This window comes from Bacteroides sp. B1-V-101, from assembly GCF_023656585.1.
GTDB classification, from domain to species: domain Bacteria; phylum Bacteroidota; class Bacteroidia; order Bacteroidales; family Bacteroidaceae; genus Bacteroides; species Bacteroides thetaiotaomicron.
Genome location: NZ_JAMOKH010000045.1, coordinates 1 through 20,277, shown reverse-complemented (window position 1 = coordinate 20,277; position 20,277 = coordinate 1). Strand labels below are relative to the sequence as shown.

The 20,277-nt window shown below is 45.1% G+C and carries 16 protein-coding genes and 1 pseudogene; 10 read left to right on the top strand and 7 right to left on the bottom strand.

Translation table 11 applies throughout. The features are described from left to right. Positions 1 to 89: 89 nt before the first annotated feature. A complete protein-coding gene (locus tag NBH01_RS22575; protein WP_048695150.1) occupies positions 90 to 1,919 on the bottom strand; it encodes a M56 family metallopeptidase in 1,830 nt (609 codons plus the stop codon). A gap of 17 nt (positions 1,920 to 1,936) precedes the next feature. Next, positions 1,937 to 2,302, bottom strand: a complete 366-nt coding sequence (locus NBH01_RS22570; protein WP_048695148.1) for a BlaI/MecI/CopY family transcriptional regulator — start codon at positions 2,300 to 2,302, stop codon at positions 1,937 to 1,939. Here NBH01_RS22570 and NBH01_RS22565 point away from each other — a divergent pair. Continuing rightward, positions 2,301 to 2,534 carry a hypothetical protein gene (locus NBH01_RS22565; protein WP_061473357.1) on the top strand — a complete coding sequence of 78 codons (234 nt, stop codon included), beginning with the start codon at positions 2,301 to 2,303 and terminating at the stop codon, positions 2,532 to 2,534. The genes NBH01_RS22570 and NBH01_RS22565 overlap by 2 nt on opposite strands. 159 nt (positions 2,535 to 2,693) lie before the next feature. Continuing rightward, on the top strand, positions 2,694 to 3,251 hold the full coding sequence (locus NBH01_RS22560; protein ID WP_008764158.1) for a porin family protein: 558 nt from the start codon (positions 2,694 to 2,696) through the stop codon (positions 3,249 to 3,251). A 169-nt stretch (positions 3,252 to 3,420) separates the two neighbouring features. Here NBH01_RS22560 and NBH01_RS22555 read toward each other — a convergent pair whose 3' ends face one another. From NBH01_RS22555 to NBH01_RS22540, 4 genes are all read right to left on the bottom strand, one after another. Further along, positions 3,421 to 4,680 carry an ABC transporter permease gene (locus NBH01_RS22555; protein WP_011109012.1) on the bottom strand — a complete coding sequence of 420 codons (1,260 nt, stop codon included), beginning with the start codon at positions 4,678 to 4,680 and terminating at the stop codon, positions 3,421 to 3,423. After that, the gene (locus NBH01_RS22550) at positions 4,680 to 5,861 is read right to left on the bottom strand and encodes an ABC transporter permease (RefSeq protein ID WP_008760823.1); all 1,182 of its coding nucleotides are present in this window, start codon (positions 5,859 to 5,861) and stop codon (positions 4,680 to 4,682) included. The genes NBH01_RS22555 and NBH01_RS22550 overlap by 1 nt, the downstream gene beginning before the upstream one ends. Before the next feature lie 2 nt (positions 5,862 to 5,863). Beyond that, complete coding sequence (locus NBH01_RS22545) at positions 5,864 to 6,856, bottom strand: HlyD family secretion protein (protein ID WP_008764160.1); 993 nt, start codon at positions 6,854 to 6,856, stop codon at positions 5,864 to 5,866. An 86-nt stretch (positions 6,857 to 6,942) separates the two neighbouring features. Beyond that, on the bottom strand, positions 6,943 to 8,406 hold the full coding sequence (locus NBH01_RS22540) for a TolC family protein (protein ID WP_074856055.1): 1,464 nt from the start codon (positions 8,404 to 8,406) through the stop codon (positions 6,943 to 6,945). Between the two features lie 236 nt (positions 8,407 to 8,642). Between NBH01_RS22540 and NBH01_RS22535 the strand changes: the two genes are divergently transcribed. From NBH01_RS22535 to NBH01_RS22515, 5 genes are read left to right on the top strand one after another with little or no spacing between them, the layout of a single operon-like run. Beyond that, complete coding sequence (locus NBH01_RS22535) at positions 8,643 to 9,971, top strand: SWIM zinc finger family protein (protein WP_072066393.1); 1,329 nt, start codon at positions 8,643 to 8,645, stop codon at positions 9,969 to 9,971. Continuing rightward, positions 9,958 to 11,433 (top strand): DUF5691 domain-containing protein, encoded by a 1,476-nt coding sequence (locus NBH01_RS22530; RefSeq protein ID WP_250700317.1) that lies wholly within the window; start codon positions 9,958 to 9,960, stop codon positions 11,431 to 11,433. The genes NBH01_RS22535 and NBH01_RS22530 overlap by 14 nt, the downstream gene beginning before the upstream one ends. 18 nt (positions 11,434 to 11,451) lie before the next feature. Then, complete coding sequence (locus NBH01_RS22525; protein WP_008760828.1) at positions 11,452 to 12,531, top strand: ATP-binding protein; 1,080 nt, start codon at positions 11,452 to 11,454, stop codon at positions 12,529 to 12,531. 14 nt (positions 12,532 to 12,545) lie between these two features. Beyond that, entirely contained in the window at positions 12,546 to 14,774 is a 2,229-nt protein-coding gene (locus NBH01_RS22520; RefSeq protein ID WP_250700320.1) for a DUF5682 family protein, read from the top strand. Between the two features lie 10 nt (positions 14,775 to 14,784). Next, on the top strand, positions 14,785 to 15,915 hold the full coding sequence (locus tag NBH01_RS22515) for a vWA domain-containing protein (RefSeq protein WP_196068127.1): 1,131 nt from the start codon (positions 14,785 to 14,787) through the stop codon (positions 15,913 to 15,915). 87 nt (positions 15,916 to 16,002) lie between these two features. Here the strand turns inward: NBH01_RS22515 and mdh are convergent, their stop codons facing one another. Beyond that, positions 16,003 to 16,944, bottom strand: a complete 942-nt coding sequence (mdh, locus tag NBH01_RS22510) for a malate dehydrogenase (protein ID WP_008760830.1) — start codon at positions 16,942 to 16,944, stop codon at positions 16,003 to 16,005. A 183-nt stretch (positions 16,945 to 17,127) separates the two neighbouring features. Between mdh and NBH01_RS22505 the strand changes: the two genes are divergently transcribed. From NBH01_RS22505 to NBH01_RS22495, 3 genes and pseudogenes are all read left to right on the top strand, one after another. After that, positions 17,128 to 18,000, top strand: coding sequence for a DUF8429 coiled-coil domain-containing protein (locus NBH01_RS22505; RefSeq protein ID WP_008764168.1), 873 nt, complete (start codon positions 17,128 to 17,130; stop codon positions 17,998 to 18,000). A 108-nt stretch (positions 18,001 to 18,108) separates the two neighbouring features. Beyond that, positions 18,109 to 18,684: pseudogene (locus tag NBH01_RS22500) on the top strand (DUF5034 domain-containing protein). An 11-nt stretch (positions 18,685 to 18,695) separates the two neighbouring features. Then, positions 18,696 to 19,598 carry a hypothetical protein gene (locus NBH01_RS22495; RefSeq protein ID WP_250700316.1) on the top strand — a complete coding sequence of 301 codons (903 nt, stop codon included), beginning with the start codon at positions 18,696 to 18,698 and terminating at the stop codon, positions 19,596 to 19,598. The last annotated feature ends 679 nt before the right edge of the window (positions 19,599 to 20,277 follow it).

Genomic DNA, 20,277 nt, shown 5'->3' with positions numbered 1-20,277 from the left:
AAAAACAGAAAAAGGAGTGGAATCGCTTACGATTGCTCCTTTTTTCTGTTATTTATTTGTTAGGGGAATAATGATATTTCCGGTTTTGCTTATTGAAGTCGGAATGTAATAGGGAATGTATATTCTACGGCAACGGCTTGTCCGTTCTGTTTTCCCGGTTCCCACTTAGGCATACCCCGCACTACACGAATCGCTTCAGCGTCCAACCATGCCGACGCACCTTCTAATATTTTTATATTCGACACGTTACCGTCTTTTCCGATGACAATCTGGACCAGCACTTTTCCTTGTTCCTTATTCTGCTGGGCCATAGTCGGATATTTTATATTTTTGGCTAAGTAGCGCATTAATCCCTCCTGTCCTCCGGGAAATTTAGGCATCTCGTCTACGACTTTGAAAGTTGGTTCATTATTGGGTGTGGCTTCTTTAGGACCATAGCCCACCACTACGACCTCTTCAAACTTTTCTATTGCTACTGCTTCGGGTGTTTCTGCCGGTTTTGCAGGTTCCGGACCGGACAGACGGAAAGTTACGGGAACCGTAAATCTTACGTTCACAGCTTGTCCTCTTTGCTTGCCGGGTTTCCAATTAGGCATGGCAGCAATCACTCGTTCAGCTTCCTTGTCAAGATAGGGGTCTACGCCTCGAACTGTTTTAACGTCGGAAATGCTACCGTCTTTTTTGACTACGAACATCACAATCACACGTCCTTGCTTTCCATTTTCATGAGCTGTTGCCGGATATTTGATATTCTTGGCGAGATATTCCATCAGTGCTGATTGTCCACCGGGGAAGTCGGGCATTTCTTCTACAACTTCAAATACGACAGAATCATTTACAGTAGCACTTTTAACGGGTGCCGGAGGGGGAGGAGGAGCTACCTCTTTTGTTTTCTGTGTTCCTTTTTTATCCTGTAATGTCGCTACTCCCGTCATTCCATCGGGAAGTTCCGGACCATTGGCGAGTTCGGTTTGCGAAACACCTTGTTCTTCCGGTGCTGCCATCATTTCTTTGGCAAATTCTTTCGTTGTACGAGCTACTACTTCGATGTTGCTGATAATCATCAACAAGGCAGCCAAGGGAAGGAACATCAGATATTTAGTCCTTCCTATTTCTTTGGTTCTTCGTTTATTCATCATTTTGATACGATTTTTAAGTGGTAAAACATTGAAACTATTAGATAAATTTGCTGCAGCCTTGTGATGTGCCAGTCCCAGCAAGTGGTACTGGTATGATTTACTATCATGTCCCGTCTCTAATACCCGGTGATCTGCCATGTATTCCAGATTACCTCTGACTTCCCGTTTCATCAGCCAGACGAAGGGATTGAACCAGCAGAAAGTACACATGATCTCACTGACGAGTACATCTGCTGAGTGATATTGGCGGGCATGAGTCTCTTCATGCGTGATTATTTCGCTGATCTCAGATTCTGTATGCGATTCCGGATGTATGAATATCCAGTGGAAGAAGGAAAAGGGTCCTGTACCTTTCTTCAATATGTGTACACGTGATCCTTGTATCGTGCTTTTCGGGCATAGGAAATGCAATCGTATGATACTGCCCAGCTGGATCAGGAAGCGTAGGGTAAGAAGTAATACACCGGTCCAGTAGATAAATCCCAGAATTTGTGGGATTAGCTCCTGCCAATTGGCCGTTGTTTCCTGTGGTGCCTCGATGATTTGCTCCGGAAGTATGATCGTAGCATAAAGATCTGCCATTGCCACCATCGGCTCCTGCTCCTTTATCCACTCTTGAATATTCAGTAAGGGATAGAGCAGAGAGATGCCAAAGAAGCATAACAGAGCGGTCCGTCGCCAGTGGAAGAAGGTGTCTTTATGAAAAAACAACCGATAGAAAGCGTAGAACAATGCGATGGCTACGTTTATCTTTAAGAAATAGGCAAGTTCCGGAGTCATATCGATAAAGTTTCAGTTTATTTTTCTTTTCCTTTCTCTATCAGGTCGATAATGTCCTTAAGGTCATCCGTAGATATCTTCTGGTCCTTTGCAAAGAAAGAAACCATTTCCTTATAGGAGTTCTCGAAATAGTTGCGGACAACTCCACTCATGAAGTGGCGTTTGTATTCATTTTCACGAATAGAGGGAGTATACTGGTAGGTGTTCCCTATATGTTTCGATTTAACGTATCCTTTCCGTTCGAGATTTTTCACGATGGACGCAACGGTGGTATAAGGTGGTGCCGGTTGCGGAAACTTGGATACGATGTCCTTTACGAAACAGTCTTGTAACTCCCAAATGTAGATCATTACTTCTTCTTCTTGTATAGTTAACTTTTCCATGGAGATGATGTTTAATTACGATTCTTTCGCAAAGCTACGAATATTTCGTAATAAAGCAATAGCTAGTCGGTTAAATATTGTAAATGCCTGTTTGGGATGGGGTGATTTGTGGGTAAAAGCCCCTGATTCTCGTAAGCATGAAAATAATGTGGATAAACGTTATATTCATCCAAATAAGCAATCTTTAGGACATTTAGGTGAACAAAAAGCCTATCGTGGCTTTTTTATATAAAATAAATGAAATACTTTTGTAGAGTATAAAACGTATGTTAATAAAAGGAGAGTGCGTTTCAACACAAAGCAAAGCTTGAAAGATTCCCCGTACTCGATAATGAAGCTATTAACTATGCAGCCCGGAGGGAGGAGGGAGGCAAACTAAAAAATGACTGATATGAAAAAAGGTTTGATTTTTGTGCTGTTTGCACTTGTTTCTATCGTTTCTTATTCTCAGATTTCCTGGAATGCTAAAGTAGGTATGAACATGAGTAATTTCACAGGAGACGCTGATACGGACATGAGAGTAGGTTTTAATGTTGGAGTGGGAATGGAGTATCAGTTTACTGATATGTGGTCTATTCAGCCTTCGTTGATGTTTACTCAGAAAGGTGCAAAACTGGGTGATATCAAGGCTAATCCGATGTACCTGGAACTGCCGGTAATGGCTGCTGCAAGATTTGCTGTGGTAGACGGTCAAAATGTAGTTGTAAAAGCCGGTCCGTATCTGGCATGTGGTATTGCCGGTAAATACAAGATAGCTGGCGTTAAAAGTGATTTCTTTGGTGATGATGCAGCGAAAAGATTTGATTTTGGTCTAGGTATGGGCGTTGCTTATGAAATCAATCGGTTCTTTGTTGACTTATCCGGTGAATTCGGATTAGTTAAGATGTACGATGGTGACGGCTCTCCTAAGAACATCAACTTCTCTATCGGAGTAGGTTACAAATTCTAATTGAATTATATTCTCTTTATAATACCATTCATAAAGTCCTCTGCCCAATAGATGGAGCGGAGGACTTTTTCATTTCCTCCCATAAAGAAATTTCTCTTCCTATAAAGAAAAACGATGTATACTTCCGAAGAAGCACACATCGTACTAAACTCTCTCTCTCTTAATTGTCTCAATCGGTCATCTGTTTGGCCAGATTCTCTTTTTCTTTCAGTTCTTTATATCTCTCTATGGCGTGTTTCCGGCTCATCAGTATTTGCCAGCGGTATACCCAGCAAGTGGTGAGGAAATAAACGCCTGCCTGTATCCACAAAGCTTTGTATTCAAAGGCGACTTCGCTTAAGGTAGCTCCCATATTATTGATCTTCACAAAGCCGTTGATGCCGAATGTGGACGGGAAAATGTAAGAAACATATTTCCAGAACGGAGGAATGGCAGCTCCCGGCCACGAAATACCGGAAATAAACAGCAACGGTACGGAGGTGAATACAAAAATCAGCATACAGGTTTCCCGGTTGCGAATGGCGATGGAGGTGGTCATTGCAAAGAAAATGCAGGCCGCCAGATAGGGGGCGACGAATAATACCAGTGAACCGGGTTGCCCGATTTGGTTGAGGCTGAATAGTCTTGGCACGATATGCAGCACGTAAAATGATACCAGTACGTACACAAGGAAGTAACTTAGCCCCTTGCCAAGTACAATTCGCAACGTTCCGTTATAATGCCGGTTGATGGGAACAAGGTCTTTAAACCGGTTGTTTTCCCGGGCAGTTCCTGCTGCCAGTCCGATTCCGAGCAATAGTGTCTGCTGTATGATCAGTACCAATACGGCAGGAATCAGGAAAGCGGCAAAACCGGCTGTAGGATTAAAGATGGAAATCTCTTCATATTCTATCGGATAACCGGTGATTTCGTCCTGTCGCTCGGTCGTGTTCCCGCTACGCGCGATCTTTATATCTTTATTCATATCCAGTGATACGGCCGTATTGGCGATCAGCATGGATTTATAGTACAGCAATCCGCTCATGTCGCAATAGATACTGACTTGCGTCTGTTTTCCTTTGGCGATGTTGTCGCTGAAATCAGATGGGATATAGATGATGCCGTATGCAAGCCGGTTCTTCAGCATTTGCTTGGCTTCTTCCATATCGGCACAATAGGCAACAATCTGAATGTCCGGTGTGGCATCCACCTTCCGGAGATATTCGCGGCTCAGGGATGAATGAGAGTCATCGACTACAACGGCCGGAACTTCTCGTACCACTTCATTGTCATAGATAAAGCTGTACAGTAACGGATAGCCCAGTGGGACGAGGATAAAGAAAATCAGTACCCCCTGGTCGCGGAAAGTTGTCTGAAACTCTCGTTTCCAGATATAAAACAGGTCGTTGATGCCTTGGGCTATCTTGTCTTTAAATTTTATATCTTTCATCAGGGTATGTATTTATAGTAAACCAATGCTTCTTTCAAGCGGTGAACCACAAAGAAGGGAAGCATCATGAATATTAATAATGCCATATAGTTGGACCATGAGTAAGCCATGCTGTATCCGTTGAGCGCCTGATCTACATAAATCAGGAAATAATGACGTAACGGAAACAGGTTGCTCAAGGCCTGCAAAACAGGATTCATTGCCATCACCGGAAAAGAAAAACCGGAGATGGAGAATGAAATCACTCCCCACAAGGAGGCAAAACTTAATCCGAGGCGGAGTGTAGGCAGTGTACCTATCATGACGATGCCGCAACACTGGGATGCCAATACAAGGCAGAGCGTGGCGAATATCATCGGGAAGATGCCACTATTGCAGGGGAAATGCAGAAAACCATACAGGTATACATTATAGAATATCCCCATTATGAAAAAGACCACCGTATGCGGAAGCAGTTTGCCTGCCAGTGCGATGTAAATGGAGTTGTTGCTCATCCGCAACCATTCACGGGCAGTGCGGTCTTTGATTTCTACACCAATAGAATAAACGGTGACCATGAAGATGAGCAACATGAGTACTCCCGGTATCAGTGTATTGCACAGGTATACCGAATAGTTCAGCCACGGATTGTTCAGTGGATGCGTGTCAATCACGATCGGTTGCAGGAACCCCATTGCCTGATCTTCCGTAGCCCCTTTGGCGTACAGTACGCTCCTAGCCGCAGAGCCGGCGGTGAGTTCTCCCATCATTTTCATGTCTCTGAATAGTAAAGAACCTGCAATCAGATAGGAGTAATTGGTGTAGAAAGAGATTTTGGGCTGCCGTTGGCTTTGTGCCTCTGCCGACAAGCCTTTCGGGATATAGAAGAAACCGTAGATCTTGCCTTCCTGCACAGCGATACGCGCATCCGTCACATTGCTGTAATGAGCTACGACACCTGTTTGCGAGAAAGCATCCAGATTGCGGACAATGTTGCGTGAAGTAGACGAGTCGTCCATGTCTACCACGCCCGCCGGAAGATTCTGCGGAAGTCCCGAATCCATCAGGGTCGTGAAAAATAGGTAGCAGAACAATGGAGCGATGACCATGCAAAAGAGATAGAGCGGGCGTGATACTAACCGCCTGCACTCCCTCTGCATGACTTGCCATAAGGCTACATATTTCTTCTTTCTCTCTTTCATGATTATTTGTTAATGATAACGGACATACCCGGACGAAGATTTTCCACTTTTTCCATCGGAGAAGCTTTGACTTCAAATGTCTTCAGGTCGAACTGACCGGTAGTTTTGGTTGCTTTCCAGGCGGCGTAAGTACCTAAGTCTTTCAGATAGTATACTTTGAGTCTGACTGTTTTATTATCCAGCGCGGGAACAACAGCTTCAAATTCTGCTCCCATAGTCAGGTTTTTGAGCAAGTCTTCGCGTACGTTGAAAGTCACCCACATATCATTGAGTTCGGCTATGTTCATGATAGGAGCACCTGTGCCTACCAGTTCGCCTACTTTCGGGAAAATCTCGGAAACTTCTCCGGCAGCCGGAGCAATCAGATAGGTTTCCTTAATGTAAGATTCTACTTCGGCAACAGCTCCTTTGGCACGGTTCACCAACGCTTCGGCAGCCATCTTGTCTTCACGTTCCGCACCGTTCTTTGCCATAGTATATTGTGCTTTGGCAGCTTTCTCAGTAGCGATGGCAGCGTCGCGTTGTGCGGTTACTTCGTCCAGCTTTTGTGCGGGCATCACTCCTTGTTCATACAGGTTCTTGACTCTCTTGTATGATTTCTCGGCAATTGTAACACCGGCCTGAGCTTTCTGCCACATTTCATAGGCTGCCTGAATCTGTTCCTCACGTGCACCTTTGATTGCTTTTTCGTTTTGTGCCTGAGCGGCAGCTTCGGCGGCACGTGCCTGCTCCATTTTAGCCACTACATCGGGGGCTTCCAGAATAGCCAGTGTATCTCCGGCATTTACGCTTTGTCCTTCTTTCACACGAAATTCCAGTATACGTCCCGGAACTTTGCTTGAAACGCGGTATTCGGTAACTTCAGCCTGCCCCTGAATAATTTCAGGACCTTTGCGGAGCATGAAAAAGCCAACGACTGCAACGATGGCAATAACTCCCAGTAAAGTAAGAAATGCAAGCAGCATATTGCTGTTTTGTGATTTTATAGGTGCCATATTATTGATGAATTTTAAATTACGAATGATAAATTGATTGAATACCTCAGTCTTATAATTGTCAATTGTCAACTGTCAATTGTCCATTATTTCAGCGTTCCCAAAGACTTCTTCAGATAAATCTCCGTCAGCTTCACGTCGATTTGTGCGTCAATCTTTTCCGATTGGGCGGACAGCCATGCCGTTTGTGCTTCCAGGACATTGCTGGTGACAATGACCCCTTCTTTGAAGCCTAAGGTGGCATAACGGAGATTTTCGTCAGCCTTTTCCATATTCTTGGTTGCCATTACCAGTTTTTTGCTGGCTTCCTTTACTTTAAAAGCGGATTGGTTAACTTGCAATTCGATCTTTTCTCTCGCATCCTGAAGCTGATATTGTGCGATTCGTGCTTCTGCCTTGGCGGCTTTGGTCTTGTAAATGCCTTCCCCCCAATGCCAGATAGGTATCTGTACCATAACGCCCACATTCCACATTCCTTTGAATTTATTCTCAAAGCTGTTGAATACGGAAGGATTGGTCACCATATAATTTCCCATCAACGCAATGGACGGAAGATGTTCGGCGCGGGTAACATTTATTTTCTGTTTATAAATCTGAGTAGCTAGTTCAAGACTGCGTATCTCCGGACGGTTGGCGTAAGCGGTGGACATGTCGAAGTGGGTCTCTGGTGTGAGCAGTGGAATGTCCTCCATATTTTCGTCTGCCAACGTGATAGGAGAGCTGAGATCAATGCCACATAGTTGACACAACAACATTCGGGCCAGGCTTAATCCGTCTTCCACTTTAGTCAGTGTCATTTCCGCTTCGTTGACTTTCACACGTACGGACAAACCGTCGGCTTTTGTGGCAACTCCTTCGGCAATCATCTTTTCCACGTCGCTGTCCAGCTGCTGCAAAAGTTTGAGATAGCCTTCGGCCAGTTTCTTCTTGTTCACTAAGGATATGACTTGCCAGTAAGCCTGGTCAGTGCTCATGATAACCTCCTGCATGCCTCCTTGATGTTGCTGTTGCGCTAATTCTTCGGCATACTTTGTGATTTTATTATATGCACGGATTTTGCCGCCCATGTATAATGGCTGTGTCAGCGTGATGGCACCTGCATATACATTTCTTGTATCTGTGCGGAGCGCATCCACCAGTGAGTTTCCTGCCTGGTCGAGGGCGGGCAAGGCAGCTCCTAACTTTTCACTTAAAGAAGCGATAAGCGGTCTCAACTCCGGGTGTGCGGTAGCAATCTCTGTAGCCGTCTGTTGTATCGGACCGGCCAAATTGGTCCCCAATCCCGAAAGCGCCGCTTTCTGATCATTGTTCAATAATGAAAATTCTTTTTGATTTCTCATGTAAGTTCCCGTAGCCGAGAAACTGGGCAGGTAGTTGGTAAATGCAGCTTTGTGCTGATAATGAGCGGCATTTATTTTTTCATTGCTTATCAACAGATCTTTGTTGTTGGCAAGAGCTAATGCGCGGCAACTATCTAGGCTTAGGAAGCTTTGCGCTTTTACTATAAAAGTCAGGCTCAACAGAATTGTCAGAAGAAATAGTTTTTTCATCGCATCTTACATATTAATAAGGTGATACTTCTTTTTTAAATAACCCCGTTATCATATAAATTGTTTATTGAAATAGTTCATTTTTTTGTACTTGTTGACTTAAACAATAATTGCATAAACAACGATGCAAATGTATGTGCTTTCTGTGAAAACGCAAAATGAATTAGCTTTTTTTAAATGCTTCTCTTTGGAAAATATGCTATACTTGCATTTTGAAACATGATAAACATACTATAATGTTATTAAATCTGACAGAAGAACAAATCACTCAACTCGCTCCGGACGCTGCGTCTGTCAAAGCAGGAAAAGGGCTGGCGAACCGGACTAAGTGGGTACTTCTGGAGCATAGTGACCGCGCCATCTGGGGACACTGCCAAGGAAGTGGAAAAACGCCTTATCAAACAGTAGTTGATACAAAGAATATTGCATTCAAATGTTCTTGTCCCAGCCGTAAGTTTCCGTGTAAACATGGGTTGGGGCTTTTATTTATGTATGCTTCCCATGCTGATCTTTTCAAGGAAGCGGAGGAACCGGACTGGGTAACGGCATGGCTCTCCAAACGTGAAGAGAAGGCGGAGAAGAAAGAGCAGAAAGAGAAATCGGAAACTCCGGTGGATGAAGCGGCACAGGCCAAGAGGCAGGCCGTGCGCCATCAGAAGGTACTGGCCGGAATGGATGACCTTCAGATCTGGATGAAAGACTTGCTCCGCAACGGGCTGCTGAATATCCCGGAAAGAGCATATACACTATTTGAGCCCATATCCCGCAGGATGATTGATGCGCAGGCCGGCGGATTGGCGGGCAGGTTACGATCGCTACAGGAAATCAATTACTATACAGACAGTTGGAAATATGAGCTTACCGACAAATTGAGTAAACTGTATCTTCTGACAGAAAGTTATAAGAATCTGGATTCTCTTTCTGCTGAGTGGCAAACGGAAATCCGTACCCAGGTAGGATATCCGCAGGCGAAGGAAGAAGTGATGTCCGGTGTACCGGTGGCAGACCAATGGATCGTTTTGCATACCAGAAGCCGGAAGATAAATGAGCTGCGGACAGAAACTTTCTGGTTGTACGGGAAGTCCAGTCACCGTATGGCCCTCTATTTAAACTTTCTGGCTCCCGGAGCGTTGCCGGAATTTAATCTGGTTCCCGGTGGTGTCTATGAAGGAGAGTTGTATTTTTATCAGGGCGTTGCTGCCTTGCGTGCCCTGCCCCAAAACATGAAATGGCTGGATAGTACCTTCCTGCCTTCATTGTGTGCCGATATACCGGTTGCCATGCAATCTTACAGAGCAGTTATACAGACTCATCCGTTTGCGGAGGAAGTTCCTCTCTTGGTGGACAATGTCAGACTGGTAACAAGCGGAAATACGCACTATCTGCAGGATGCCGGAGGTATGGCCGTTCCGGTGCATATCGAAGAGACCGCACGTGTTGACATACTGGCTATAACAGGCGGAAAACCCTTCTCGGCTTTTTTGCTGGCAGACGCCGTTTCCTGTGAATTGAAAACAATCTGGTATCAATCTGAATTTTATTTTTGGAAAGATGAACTTAACTGATCATATCATCAATGTGGCATTGCTTGGCACTGCCACCCGTGAACTGATAACGACTGATTTCCCGGAAGAGTTGCAAGAAACTCTCCGCGACATTCAGGCGAAAGCAGAGGATGCGGAAGCTCTCTTCTATCAGCAGTCCGCTTTGGGCTTTGCCTTTGCACGTGCCGGAGTGGAAGCGCAATCCATTGCAGGAGTTGTCAATGTGACAGAAGCTCCGGAAGAAGACAAACCTTACTTCCTCCGTGAAGTGGGAGAGTTGCTTACTTCCCTGTATCTCAATAAAAATCAGTATCTTTTGCTGTATGCTTACCGGAAAGCTGCCGACAAAGGAAAATTGATCCCTCCTGCCTATCTGCAAACTTTATTGCGAAGAGCTTTTGACCGGAATAATCCCTACAGGTATGAGGAACAGCACTGGCTGTCTCTGCTGACAGGGCAAAGAGGACGTTGGCTTCTTCCGCAAATGGGATTTCCCGTATGGGGAGAATCCGGCAATGAAACTTGGGAAACCGCCTCTCACGAAGAACGGAAACGAATGTTGTCCAATCTGCGGAAAAATAGTCCGGAGCAGGGGCTTGCCTTATTGCAGACCGAACTGAAGAATGAGTCGGCTGCCCATCGGGATGAACTGATTCAGTGTTTGCGGTGGGGGTTGAGTAAATCAGACGAAGCATTCCTGCAAGAGATCGTGGCGACCGACCGGAGCAGTAATGTCAAAGAAACGGCCCGGCGATTATTGTGTAGCCTGCCGGACTCCGAACTGGTGAAAATATACGAAGAATTATTGCGGGGGAAATTACATTTCAATTTCCTTTTGGGATGGTCGTATGATAAGATTGAATTTACCCCTGAAATGAAGAAACTGGGACTTGAAGAGGTGAGTTCCAATAAAAACGAGAAGGATGATCGTTTCTTGTTACGCCAGTTGGCGGAACGTGTTCCATTAAGTTTCTGGAGTGAGTTTTATGACTGTCCGCCGGAGAAGGCTGCCGGCAAACTGGCGAAGAACCCTCCTTTTCAGAAACTGTTCGACCTGTCGAAACCGATTCTGAATTTCAATGACTCCGGTTGGGCATATTATACCTTGAAGGAGAATGCGGATGAAAAAATGGCGGACGCGTTGATGGGGTTATTGCCTTCCTCCCAACGTGAGGAAATAGCTTTTCAGTCGGAGAGAGGCGGCTATATTCCGGATAGCTGGTTCAACGAAGACGGCATCGGATGGGGAATGAAATTCTCCACTCGTGTATTCCAGCGGATACTTCGGAATAATTACTATCTTCCTAAGGAGACAGCCGAACGACTGGCATTATACTTCCCGTCCGAGATGAGAAAATTCATCGAACAGACAGCGCTTGCAACGGCCGCACAGGAGAATAATACCTCCACCCGTTTTTGTCGGTTGATGATGGAATACATGGATTTGAAGCAGAGAATAGATACCTTATTAAATAATGACTAATAAAAACAGAAAAAAGATATGAGCACTTTATTAAGACAACATGCTGAACAGCAATTTGCAGAAGAACTTCACGAGTTGAAACAGAATGAAACAAATCCCGTTCCGGAGAATTGGGAGATGTCTCCGCAGTCAGTGGTTACCTACCTGATGGGCGGTAAATTGAAAAACGGGTTTGAAGTTTCTCCTAAATATATAGGTAACCGTCGTCTGATGGAAATAGCTGTGGCAACCCTTGTCACCGACCGTGCGCTGCTGCTTTACGGACTGCCCGGAACTGCGAAAAGCTGGGTGAGCGAGCATATTGCCGCTGCTATTTCCGGTGATTCCACTTTGATAGTACAGGGTACGGCCGGCACCGGTGAAGAAGCGATCCGTTATGGATGGAACTATGCCCGTTTGCTGGCGGAAGGTCCGAGTGTGGGGGCATTGGTGCAAACTCCGGTAATGAAAGCTATGCAGGAAGGTAAGATAGGCCGTATTGAGGAGCTGACACGCATCGGTTCCGATGTGCAGGATACACTGATCACCATTCTTTCTGAAAAGACATTGCCCATCCCGGAGCTGAATACAGAAGTACAGGCAATCCGCGGTTTCAATATCATCGCTACTGCTAATAATCGGGATAAGGGAGTCAATGATCTGTCAAGCGCCTTGAAGCGCCGTTTCAATACGGTCATTCTTCCCTTGCCGGATTCTATTGATGAAGAAATAGATATTGTGCGCCGACGGGTAGAGAGTTTTGAGAAAGTAATGCAGCTCCCGGCTGAAAAGCCTGCTCTGGAGGAGATTCGCCGTGTCGTTACTATCTTCCGTGAACTTCGTCAGGGTGCTACTGCCGACGGTAAGACGAAACTGAAGACTCCGAGCGGAACGCTTAGCACGGCAGAGGCTATTTCGGTGGTAAACAACGGACTGGCGATGGCAGGTTATTTCGGTGACGGAGAAATTCATGCTGAAGATCTCGTATCCGGTATTTTGGGTGCAGTGGTCAAAGACCCCGTACAGGATAAAGTCGTTTGGCAGGAATATATGGAAACGGTCGTGAAGAATCGGGACGGCTGGAAAGATATTTACCGTGCTTCAAGGGATATGATTTAAAAAGAAAGGAAGAAATGGCTATTCATTTACTAGGCATCAGGCATCACGGTCCCGGCTCGTGCCGCAATGTGCTGAACTACTTGCAGGAACTGCAACCGGATCTGATTCTGGTAGAAGGTCCGGCAGAAGCCGAAGCGCTGCTGGCCTGTGTGGAAAATCCGCAGATGACGCCTCCGGTAGCTTTGCTGGCATACCAGCCGGACGAGCCTCAGAATGCAGTGTTCTACCCTTTTGCGGAGTTCTCGCCCGAGTGGCAGGCGATGCGTTATGCCGTACAGAACCGGATACCTTTCCGCTTTTTCGACTTACCTCTGATCTATTCGCTGGCTCTTCGGGCACAAAAGACCTCTGAACAGGAGACGGAAACGACCGCTGAAGTCGCAGAAGCCGGCGACCCGTTCGACTGGCTGGCTCATGCCGCAGGATTTACTGATGGTGAATCCTGGTGGGAAACTATGATTGAACACCGGCAAGAACCTGCCGATATTTTTCAGGCGGTACAAGAAGCTGTGACTGCTCTCCGGGAAGAACTTCCGGGGCACACCTCTCCGCGTGACCTGATACGTGAAGCGTGGATGCGTAAAATGATACGTGCGGCACAGAAGGAGAATTTCGAACGCATTGTCGTCGTCTGTGGTGCATGGCATGTACCCGCACTGGACGATATGCCCAAAGTAAAGGACGATAATGAACTACTGAAGGGACTTCCCAAAGTAAAGGTAGAATGTACATGGATTCCGTGGACGTATGACCGGCTTGCTTTCCGCAGCGGGTACGGTGCGGGAATCGAATCTCCGGGCTGGTATCATTATCTCTGGCATCATCCGGAGGATGATGGCACGCTTTGGGTGAGCCGGATCGCCTCTCTGTTGCGGCAGAAGAATATGGATATCTCGGTAGCCCATGTTATTGAAACCGTCCGTCTGGCACAGGTGACGGCTGCTTTGAGAGATCTGCCTTATCCTTCTCTGAATGAATATAACGAAGCTGTCACTACGGTGATGGGCTTCGGAGATGATATTTTGTTGCAGATTATCAAAGAAGAACTGATCATCAGCAACCGCTTGGGAAGTGTACCTGATGACGTTCCCAAAGTACCTCTGCTGGTAGACGTGGAGAAAATACAGAAACGTCTGCGTGTTCCGTTCACCGCCGAGATCAAAGAACTGATATTAGACCTCCGCAAGCCGAATGATCTGGAGCGAAGTATCTTCTTCCATCGCCTGCAACTGCTGGGCATCGACTGGACTATCCTCGGACGGATAGACGGGAAAGGTACTTTCAAGGAAAAATGGACCTTGTATCACAAACCGGAACAAATCATCCAAATCATTGAACGGGCTATCTGGGGAAACACGGTGATGGAAGCTACGCAGAAATATCTGTTGAAACAGATGGCGGAGATTCAGCATATCCCGGAACTGACAGCTTTGTTGAGTACGGTCCTCCCCGCCGATCTTCCGGTGCTGGTAGAAGCGATGACCGTACAGTTGGACCGTCTTTCGGCTGCTTCTACCGATATTCTGGAAATGATGGAGGCGGTCCCCGATCTGGTGAATATCGTCCGTTACGGAAACGTGCGTGATCTTGATTTCTCGAAGGTCGGTGATATGCTCGAAGCCATGATTGCCCGTATTCTTGCGGGTGGTGTATTGGTGTGTATCAATATCGATGAAGAGGCTGCCGGTGATCTTCTGAATAAATTGGTTGCCACGGACTATGCGCTCTCCATTCTGAATCGGGAAGAACTGAACCTGATGTGGCGCAATTTCATCGGTCAGGTACGTTCTTCTGCCAATGTGCATCCGTTGTTGTCCGGTTATGCTACCCGTCTGCTGAATGACAAAGGGGAAATCTCCGCAGAGGAGATGGAGACGACACTTAGTTTTTATTCTTCTGTTGGCAATGCTCCGGCAGATATGGCATACTGGTTCGAAGGCTTTTTGCGTTCATCCGGTTCGATCCTGTTGCTGGACGACCGTCTCTGGAATTTGGTGAATAACTGGGTATGTTCGCAGGACAAAGAAACATTTATGGAATTGTTGCCTGTATTGAGGCGTACTTTCAGCGAATTTACCTCTGCCGAACGCCGTAAGCTGGGTGAGAAAGCCCGTCGTACGGATTCTACGGGCACATCATCTGCCGTAGGAGCTTCGGTAACGGAGAATGAGTGTCTGAATCGGGAAGAAGCAAAGAAGGTAATCCCCGTGATTCGTCAATTATTGGGACTGGAAACAAAGTAAAGGAAAGAAGATGGAAGAAGAATTACTGAAAAGGTGGCGTCTGATACTGGGCGGCGATGAGGCTGACGGTACAGGCGTGACATTGAATCTGGAAGAACAGCGGATAGACCATTCTCTGGAAGCTGTATATGATAGTGACAGAAGAGGGGGGCTGGGTTCCTCGGCTCCCAAAGTAAGCCGATGGCTTGGAGATATCCGTGAGTTCTTTCCGCAGACAGTGGTACAAGTGATTCAGCGGGATGCTATAAAACGTCTGAATCTGACCAGTCTGCTTACCGAAAAAGAAATGCTGGAAACGGTCGTCCCCGATGTTCATCTGGTTGCCACCCTGATGTCGTTAAGCCGGGTGATTCCTGAAAAGAATAAGGAGATGGCACGCCAGGTAGTCCGCAAGGTGGTTGAGGAGTTGCTTCGCAAACTGTCGGCTCCTACGCAACAGGCGGTAACCGGTGCTTTGAACCGTTCCAGCCGTCGCAGGAACCCGCGTTACAATGAGATAGATTGGAAAACGACCATTACCAAGAACCTGAAAAACTACCAACCGGACTATAAGACGATTATTCCCGAAATCCGTATTGGCTACGGGCGTAAACGGAAAGCGATGAAAGACATTATCCTGTGTCTGGATCAAAGCGGTTCTATGGGGACGTCGGTCATTTATTCCGGCATATTCGGTTCTGTGTTGGCATCCATTCCGGTGGTATCTACCCGTATGGTGGTTTTTGATACGGCAGTCGTTGATCTGACGGATGATTTGCAAGATCCCGTGGATCTGCTTTTCGGGGTACAGCTCGGGGGAGGAACCGATATAGCCCGTGCGCTGACTTATTGTCAGGGAGTCATTACCCGTCCGCAGGACACGGTGATGGTGTTGGTGACTGACCTTTACGAAGGAGGAGACTCCAGAGAAATGAGAAAGAAATTTGTCTCGTTGGTCAATAGCGGTGTGCAGTTGATTGTCCTTCCGGCGTTGAACGATGACGGTGCTCCGTCCTACGACAAGGGGCATGCTGAGTTTCTCGCTTCCATAGGGGTGCCGACATTTGCCTGTACTCCCGATAAGTTTCCGGACCTTATGGCGGCTGCTTTGAGTAAACAGGACATTGGAATGTGGGTTTCTCAGAATGTAAAGAGTGAATGACAACTATTGGATAGAAAAGAAAGAAGGCTGTCCCTCATAGCGAAGGACAGCCTTTCTTAGCTTATATAAATGTAAGGGGATTGCTAATTACAGAGCACCTACTTCTTTCAAAGCAGCGTTTGTTCCGTGAACAGCTTTTGCGCTGGCAGCGAACTTAGCTTTTTCGTCAGCGTTCAGATCCAGTTCAACGATCTTTTCGATACCGTTCTTGCCAAGGATTACAGGAACACCGATGCAAATGTCTGATTCACCGTATTCTCCCTCCAGATATACTGAACAAGGGATCATCTTCTTTTGGTCGTGAAGGATAGATTCAACTACGAATGCTCCTGCTGCACCCGGTGCATACCATGCAGAAGTACCCAGCAACTTAGTCAGAGTAGCACCACCTACCATAGTAGCAGCAGCCACTTCGTTCAGTTTTTCTTCAGAGATGAAGTTAGTTACAGGCATACCTTTGTAAGTAGCGAAGCGAGTCAAAGGAATCATAGTAGTATCACCGTGACCACCGATAACCATACCTTCTACTTCGTTGGCGTTGCAGCCCAAAGCCTGAGACAAGAAATATTTGAAACGAGAGCTGTCCAGTGCGCCACCCATACCGATGATGCGGTTCTTCGGCAAGCCCAGAGCTTTCAATGACAGGTAAGTCATTGTATCCATCGGGTTAGAGATAACAACAAGGATTGCATTGGGAGAATATTTCAAGATGTTTTCTGCCACTGATTTAACGATACCAGCGTTTACACCGATCAGTTCTTCGCGAGTCATACCCGGTTTACGAGGAATACCTGAAGTAATTACAACAACGTCAGAGTTAGCAGTCTGAGCATAGTCGTTAGTGCAGCCTACTACAGTTGTGTCGAAACCCAACAGTTGAGCTGTCTGCATCATATCCATTGCTTTACCTTCTGAAACGCCTTCTTTAACGTCCAGCATTACTACTTCGTCTGCTACTTCATTGAAAGCAAGTACATTTGCACATGTAGCACCTACGTTACCTGCGCCTACTACGGTTACTTTTGACATAATACTATATATTTAAAAAGTTGATAATTTATTTCATGCTTTTTAGCGCGACAAAATTACAACGATAATCCTAATTAAAGAAATTTTTCCGTAATAATTTTCGTTAAAGAAAATGCCCAAGACTATGTTACTCTGTTACGAAATGATTACTTTTGTGCCCGTTATCGATTAACAATTGGAACTATGAACAAAAAAAGCCTTCTTATTGCAGCTGTAGCTGTTTTGGTGATAGCGATTATCGGCATCACTTATTTGTTGTTTACTGAAAAGAAAGCCAATCGCGAGCTGGTACAGGAATTTCAGTTGGATAAGGAAGATTTGGAGAATGAGTATAGCCAGTTTGTGCAAAAGTATGATGAGTTAAAGTTTACGGTAACTAATGACTCTCTCGCACTGTTGCTGGAGCAGGAACAATTGAAAACTCAACGATTGCTCGAAGAACTCCGTACCGTGAAAAGCTCGAATGCAACGGAAATCCGTCGTTTGAAAAAGGAGCTTGCCACTTTGCGTAAGATATTGGTAGGCTACGTCAATCAGATAGACTCACTGGACAGAATCAATAAACGCCAGCAACAGGTGATTGCAGACGTTACGCAGAAATACAACACTGCTTCACAGCAAATCAGTACACTTTCCAAAGAAAAGGAGAATCTGGATAAGAAGGTGACACTGGCTGCCCAGCTCGATGTGACCAATATCCGTATCGAACCGCGCAATAAACGGGGGAAGGTTGCAAAGAAAGTGAAAGACATCGTGAAGCTGGCTATCAGCTTTACAGTCGTGAAGAATATTACGGCAGAGAATGGCGAACGTACCATCTATATACGTATCACTAAACCGGATAATGACGCACTGACCAAGAGTGCATCCAACACTTTCTCTTACGAAAACCGTACACTGACTTACTCCATCAAAAAGTATATCGAATACAACGGTGAGGAACAGAACGTGAATGTATTCTGGGATGTGGAAGAGTTTTTGTATGCCGGAAACTATCGTTTGGATATCTTCGAGGGCGGAAATCTGATCGGCTCTCAGAAGTTTACGCTGGACTAACCGATATAAATTCAAGAAAAAAATGCGCCAATAAGCAGTAAAAGGCTTTTTGGCGCATTTTTCTATTAGAAAAAGGTTAACTTTGTGAAAACTAATAGAATAATACGTATGAAAAAGCACTTGACTCAGCTACTACTATCATTACTGTTTCTGGTGGTGACAGCCATGACTTGCGATGAACAGGATTGGGCTGAACCGATAGATGTTCCCTGTACTTTGAAAGAAGTGGAGTTATATCATTGGGATAATGCAGGTGAGAAACCTAAGGAGGCTGTTGATAACAAAGTTCTCAAAGAAGCTTATATGATGGAGATTCGTCTGCTGACAGATGCGGGGGAAAAAGATCCGGAATCTTATGACGCCGATCATTATCTTCGCCATGTATTATCGGATGGCATCAAAAAGATTCAGATATTTACGGAAACAGCTTTTAATGAAGAATTTCCCGCAGGGGCAGAAGTCACTTCCTGCTTTTATGACTATCCGAAGACGTTTGTTTAAGATCAGCAGACAGATTTTACTGTTAATGGAGGAGTTATATCCATGATAGATGAAGTAAATAAGATATATAAGGCGTTATTGACCATTCCCCAATCAGGCGGAGAGTTCCGTTTTCGTGTAGTGCTGACAATGGAAAGCGGTGAAACGGTTGAACGGCTGAGCGATCCGGTTACTTTCTATTAAATCTGCTGTCTATGAAGAAAATACATTTATTAGCCATGCTATTGTTTACTGCATGTGTTGTGCCTGTATCGCAGGCACAGGAAAGTCTGTTTCTTAAAGATCCATCTACCAAGAATAAGTTGCTACAGTTAGACTTGGATGTGGGAACCAACTTTGACCTGGCTTATCGGGGGAAGGGAAATATGTTCACGGCAATGTCGGATCAGAAATCTGTATTTCCTGCTATCAGCCTTCGTTTGCAACATTTCTTTTCGCGTAAATGGGGATGGTATACGAATATCCGTTTGGGGATTCCCGTGAAATATAGGCGGGATTGTTATACTGAATTAGTCCATGCAGTCGAAGCGGATTATTATGTGAATAATCTCATACCGGGAACGCAAAAGCCGGACGTTAATCTCTGTCTGGATTTTGGTGTTGCTTATCGCTTTGAAAATTCCCATTGGGCTTTTTATCCTCGTTTGGGGATTGGTGTGAATAGCATTTCCTATCAGCGTGTTTGTGCGGAACTAAAGAAAAAAGGAGGAAATGAATTATATAGAATAGAGTATAGAGGGGATGATGAAAGTAATTATGGCAGTGAGAGTATCGATGCTTTTATTCTTTCGGCAGGTATTACCGCCAACTATAAGCTCAGTCGAAATTGTTTTTTACTGTTGAATGTCAATTATATACAGCCATTGGGGAGATTTACTTATCGTAAATATGTAACAAACCTTTATACGGGAGAAAAGGTGGAGAGAGGAGCCTATAAAAGTTCTACATTCGCCCGTGCTCTGAATGTAAGTGTCGGATTCGGATTCCCTTTTTATCTGGGAAGAAAGACTAATAGAAAATCACCGCATAGAGAAAGAACCAGGCAGCTGATGGAACAGAAACGGAAAGCATACGGGTTGTTTCCGGGAAATAAGTAGCCATTTAATCATTTCTTTGCAATGATGAGCGAATAGAATTTAGCCTTTATACAAAGTTTGAAAAAGAAAAAATTCTGCCATCCGTAACAATTGGATTAACATTCTTATGATATACTTACGTGTCAGCTAGTCTCTCTATAAAAATAAAAACTATAAATTGCTGTCATCTGTCACTTTGTTGGGGGTAATATCTTGAATATGAGTGATTAATGAGGTGACGGCAGTAGGTGACGGCAGTGTGACGGCAAATTTTGCTGTCACACTGCCTTGTTTTCAATGGTTCCTTATGGTCTGTTTGTTGTTCTATATAGAGCTTTTTAGTTTCTCCCGTTTGAAACTTTTGTTTCTCCAGCTTGGAACTTTTGTTTCTCCAGCTTGGAACTTTTGTTTCTCCAGCTTGGAACTAAAGTTTCTCCAGCTTGGAACTAAAGTTTCATCAGCTTGAAACTAAAGTTTCAAAGCCTTGAAACCAAAGTTTCGGACGCTTGAAAACATTGGTTCCAGCGTATGGAAACTTATTATACTAGAGTGTTCATTATGTGTCGGACAGAATAGGATGTACTTCCCTAATAATGGTTGACTTGTTTATCTCTAATAGCTGCTATGTGTTGACTAGAAATATTACTAACCCTGGCAGCTGTTTACTTTATTATTTATTATTCCTGCCTCCGGTTTACTT